We start from the raw sequence: 4,565 nt of genomic DNA on the forward strand, positions 1-4,565 counted from the left end.
CCGCCGCCCCCGACACCACCACGGCGTGTCCGTGCCGTCGTCCCATGTGCCCCTCCCGAGTCCTTCCCCCCTCTCACACCCGGGGGCCCGGAGCGGTTCCCTCCGCCGCCGACCCGTGCCCGACCGGGCCCCGGCACCTGAGAGAATGGTGGGCATGGCCTCTGACGTCCCCCGCGTGCTCTCCGGAATCCAGCCCACCGCAGGCTCGTTCCACCTCGGCAACTACCTCGGCGCCGTCCGCCAGTGGGTGGCCCTCCAGGAGTCCCACGACGCGTTCTACATGGTCGTCGACCTGCACGCGATCACCGTCCCGCAGGACCCGGCGGAGCTGCGCGCCAACACCCGGCTCGCCGTCGCCCAGCTGCTGGCCGCCGGGCTCGACCCCGAGCGGTGCACGCTGTTCGTGCAGAGCCACGTGCCCGAGCACGCCCAGCTCGCCTGGATCATGAACTGCCTGACCGGCTTCGGCGAGGCCGCCCGGATGACGCAGTTCAAGGACAAGTCCGCCAAGCAGGGCGCCGACCGCGCCAGCGTCGGCCTGTTCACCTACCCGATCCTCCAGGTCGCCGACATCCTGCTCTACCAGGCCAACGAGGTCCCGGTCGGCGAGGACCAGCGCCAGCACATCGAGCTGACCCGGGACCTCGCCGAGCGGTTCAACGGCCGCTTCGGCGCGACCTTCACCGTCCCGGAGCCGTACATCCTCAAGGAGACGGCGAAGATCTACGACCTCCAGGACCCGTCGATCAAGATGAGCAAGTCGGCGTCGACGCCGAAGGGCCTCGTCAACCTCCTGGACGACCCGAAGACCACCGCCAAGAAGGTCAGGAGCGCCGTCACCGACACCGACACCGTGATCCGCTTCGACGCGGAGCACAAGCCGGGCGTCAGCAACCTCCTCACCATCTACTCCACGCTCACCGGGGCCGGTATCGGCGCCCTGGAGGAGAAGTACGAGGGCAAGGGCTACGGCGCCCTCAAGACCGACCTCGCCGAGGTCATGGTCGAGTTCGTGACGCCGTTCAGGGAGCGCACCCAGCAGTACCTGGACGACCCGGAGACGCTCGACTCGGTTCTGGCCAAGGGCGCGGAGAAGGCGCGCGCGGTCGCCGCGGAGACGCTGGCGCACACCTACGAGCGGGTCGGATTCCTGCCCGCCAAGCACTGAGGCGCACGACCGCACACCCGTTCCACCCGCAGAGCGCTGCACATCACTTCCGTTGCGCCTGCCCACAGCCCGGCCGTGGCCGTACAGTCGATAGCCGGACGGCCGGGAACCGAACCGGCATGACGACAGGAGACGACGTGGGGACCGTAACGATCGGTGTCTCGATCGCGGTCCCGGAGCCTCACGGCAGCCTGATCCAGCAGCTGCGCGCGGGCTTCGGCGACGCCGCGGCGCACGGCATCCCCACGCACGTCACCCTGCTGCCGCCGACCGAGGTCGACGGCGCGACGCTGCCCGCGATCGAGGCGCACCTCACCGAGGTCGCGGCGGCCGGCCGGCCCTTCCCGATGCGCCTTGCGGGCACCGGGACCTTCCGGCCGCTCTCCCCGGTCGTCTACATACGGATCGCGGACGGCGCCGAGGCCTGCACCTGGCTCCAGAAGCAGGTCCGCGACGCCTCGGGCCCCGTCGCGCGTGAACTCCAGTTCCCGTACCACCCGCACGTCACCGTCGCCCACGGCATCGAGGACGAGGCGATGGACCGCGCCTTCGCGGAACTCGCCGACTACGAGGCGGGCTGGCCCTGCACCGGCTTCGCCCTCTACGAACAGGGCCCCGACGGCGTCTGGCGCAAGCTGCGCGAGTACCCCTTCGGCGGCTCGGCGGTGGTCCCGCCGCAGGCCGACCGCCTGGGCAGCAGCAGCACGCTGCCCGGCGGCCGCTAGGCCCTGCCGGACCGGCCCCCGGGGCTCAGACCGGCAGCCGGCGGAACACCGCGCGCGGCGCGTGCCGCAGTGCCGACATCACGACCCGCAGCGCCCCCGGCACCCACACCGTCTCCGACCGCCGCCGCAGCCCCAGTTCGACGGCGGCGGCGACCTCCTCCGGGGTCGTCGCGAGCGGCGCCTCCGGCAGCCCCGCCGTCATCTTCGAGCGCACGAACCCGGGCCTGACGACCATGACGTGCACGCCGGTGCCGTGCAGCGCGTCGCCCAGCCCCTGCGCGAACGCGTCGAGGCCCGCCTTGCTCGAGCCGTAGATGAAGTTGGCGCGGCGGGCCCGCTCGCCCGCCACCGACGACAGCACCACCAGCGAGCCGTGGCCCTGCGCCTGGAGCGCGCGGGCGGACACCAGGCCCGCCGAGACCGCGCCGGTGTAGTTGGTCTGCGCCACCCGGACCGCGGACACCGGGTCGCGCTCGTCGCGCGCCTGGTCGCCGAGGACGCCGAAGGCGAGCAGCACCATGTCGATGTCGCCCTCCGCGAAGACCTTGCCGAGCGCCGCCTCGTGCGCCTCGGGCTCCAGCGCGTCGAAGGCGACGGTGCGCACCTCGGCGCCCAGACCGCGCAGCTCCTCCGCGGCCCGGTCGAGGGCGGGCGAGGGGCGGCCCGCCAGCCACACCGTGCGGGTCCTGCGGGCGATCAGCCTGCGGGTGGTGGCCAGCGCGATCTCGGACGTACCGCCGAGCACGAGCAGCGACTGGGGGAGACCGAAAGCGTCCTTCACGACAGCTCCTAGGCAGGGCGCGGCCAGCGCGCGGGGGGTCAGAGGGCGAGGCGGCGGGAGAGGTCCGAGGTGAAGACCCCGCGCGGGTCGAGCCGGGCGCGCAGGGTCCTGAAGTCGGCCAGGCGGGGGTACATCGCCGAGAGGAGTTCCGGGCGCAGCCGGGAGTCCTTGGCGAGGTAGACGCGGCCGCCCGCGGCGGCGACCTCGTCGTCCAGCTCGTCGAGGAAGGCGGGCAGCCCCGGCAGTCCGGCGGGGATGTCGAGGGCCAGGGTCCAGCCGGGCACCGGGAAGGAGAGCCAGCCGGGGTCGGCCTCCCCGAACCGCTTGAGGACGGCGAGGAACGACGGGCAGCGGCGCTCGGAGATCCGCCGCACGATCCGCCGCAGGGTCTCCTCCCGGCCGTGTCCGACGACGAACTGGTACTGCACGAAGCCGCCCCGCCCGTAGACCCGGTTCCAGTGCGGGACGCCGTCCAGGGGGTGGAAGAAGGTGGACATCCGCTGGAGTTCACCGGTGCGGGCACGCGGCGCCCGGCGGAACCACAGCTCGTTGAAGAGGCCCACGGTGCGGCGGCTGAGCAGGCCCTCGGGGAAGACGGCGGGCGCGGCGGGCAGCCGGGGGGTGCGGAAGGCCAGCGGGGCGCGCCGGGCGCGGGCGCTCAGCGCGTCCAGCGGGGCGTGGTCGCCGCGGGTCAGCACGGCGCGGCCGGTGGCGGCGCCGCGTGCCAGCAGGTCGATCCAGGCGACCGAGTAGCGGTAGCGGTGATCGGTGGCGGTGAGCCGGGCCATCAGGTCGTCGAGGTCGGCGGCCCGCTCGGTGTCGACCGACATCAGGGACGTCTCGACCGGCTGGAGCCGGACGGCGGCGGTCAGGACGACGCCGGTCAGGCCCATGCCGCCCGCGGTCGCGTCGAACAGGTCGGTGCCCGGGGTCACGGTGCGCACCGAGCCGTCGGCGGTGAGCAGTTCGAAGGACCGGACGTGACGCGCGAAGGAGCCGCTGACGTGGTGGTTCTTGCCGTGGATGTCCGCGCCGATGGCGCCGCCGACGGTGACGTACCGGGTGCCGGGCGTCACCGGCACGAACCAGCCGAGCGGCAGCAGCAGTTCCATCAGCCGGTGCAGGGAGACGCCCGCGTCGCAGAGCACGGTGCCCTCGGTGACGTCGATGGCGTGGACGCGGTCCAGGGCCGTCATGTCGAGGACCGCGCCGCCCGCGTTCTGCGCCGCGTCCCCGTACGCCCGGCCCAGGCCCCGGGGGATCCCGCCGCGGGTCCCGCACTCCCGGACGGCCGCCGCCGCCTCCTCGTAGCTGCGCGGGCGGATCAGCTGGGCCGCGGTGGGGGCGGTGCGGCCCCACCCGGTGACGGCAACGGTGTCGGCAGGCATGTCGGTGACCGTATCGCCCTTGTTCCGGCGAACGCCGACGAACACTGACTAACCGTGAGGAAACGTGGCCTCCCTCCCCGAAATGGGTGATTAATGGGATGTCGCTCAATATTGCCGCAGCTCCGGCGGTGCGGGCGGGAACAGTGAGTCCACATGGACCACATCGATCACATCGGCAAGGTCGATCAGCGAATCCTTTCGGCGTTCCGCGCGTGCGGCGCCGATCCGCGCGTCGCCGGTGCCGCGCGCGCCCTGTCGCGGGCCGGTGAGCACGGCGCGCTGTGGCTCGCGGCGGGGCTCGCGGGCGCCGCCCTCGACGGCGCGCGGCGCGGCTCCTGGCTGCGCGCGACGGCGCTCACGGCGGGCGCCCACGCGGTCAGCATGGGTGTGAAGAGAGTGGTGCGCAGACCGCGCCCGCCCCAGTCCGAGCCCCTCGTGCGGACCGCGGGACGGCACTCCTTCCCCACGCTCCCACGCGACCTCCTCGGCCGCCGCCGCCGTCG

4 protein-coding genes and 1 pseudogene are annotated in these 4,565 nt (G+C 73.5%); 3 read left to right on the forward strand and 2 right to left on the reverse strand.

Annotated elements, in window-relative coordinates:
- The first annotated feature begins 154 nt into the window (after nt 1-154).
- Together trpS and GA0115242_RS33130 are read left to right on the forward strand one after the other, a co-directional pair.
- Nucleotides 155-1,168 carry a tryptophan--tRNA ligase gene (gene trpS, locus GA0115242_RS33125; RefSeq protein ID WP_093835147.1) on the forward strand — a complete coding sequence of 338 codons (1,014 nt, stop codon included), beginning with the start codon at nt 155-157 and terminating at the stop codon, nt 1,166-1,168.
- A 137-nt stretch (nt 1,169-1,305) separates the two neighbouring features.
- Nucleotides 1,306-1,893: a 2'-5' RNA ligase family protein gene (locus tag GA0115242_RS33130; RefSeq protein ID WP_093835143.1), complete on the forward strand. Its 588-nt coding sequence runs from the start codon at nt 1,306-1,308 to the stop codon at nt 1,891-1,893.
- 25 nt (nt 1,894-1,918) lie between these two features.
- Here GA0115242_RS33130 and GA0115242_RS33135 read toward each other — a convergent pair whose 3' ends face one another.
- Together GA0115242_RS33135 and GA0115242_RS33140 are read right to left on the reverse strand one after the other, a co-directional pair.
- Entirely contained in the window at nt 1,919-2,674 is a 756-nt protein-coding gene (locus GA0115242_RS33135; protein ID WP_093835145.1) for a decaprenylphospho-beta-D-erythro-pentofuranosid-2-ulose 2-reductase, read from the reverse strand.
- A 38-nt stretch (nt 2,675-2,712) separates the two neighbouring features.
- Complete coding sequence (locus tag GA0115242_RS33140; RefSeq protein WP_093835149.1) at nt 2,713-4,062, reverse strand: FAD-binding oxidoreductase; 1,350 nt, start codon at nt 4,060-4,062, stop codon at nt 2,713-2,715.
- 153 nt (nt 4,063-4,215) lie between these two features.
- Here GA0115242_RS33140 and GA0115242_RS33145 point away from each other — a divergent pair.
- Nucleotides 4,216-4,565, forward strand: a pseudogene (locus GA0115242_RS33145) (phosphatase PAP2 family protein); the annotation flags it as partial.

Source organism: Streptomyces sp. SolWspMP-5a-2 (assembly GCF_900091845.1).
In the GTDB taxonomy this organism is placed as follows: Bacteria; Actinomycetota; Actinomycetes; order Streptomycetales; family Streptomycetaceae; genus Streptomyces; species Streptomyces doudnae.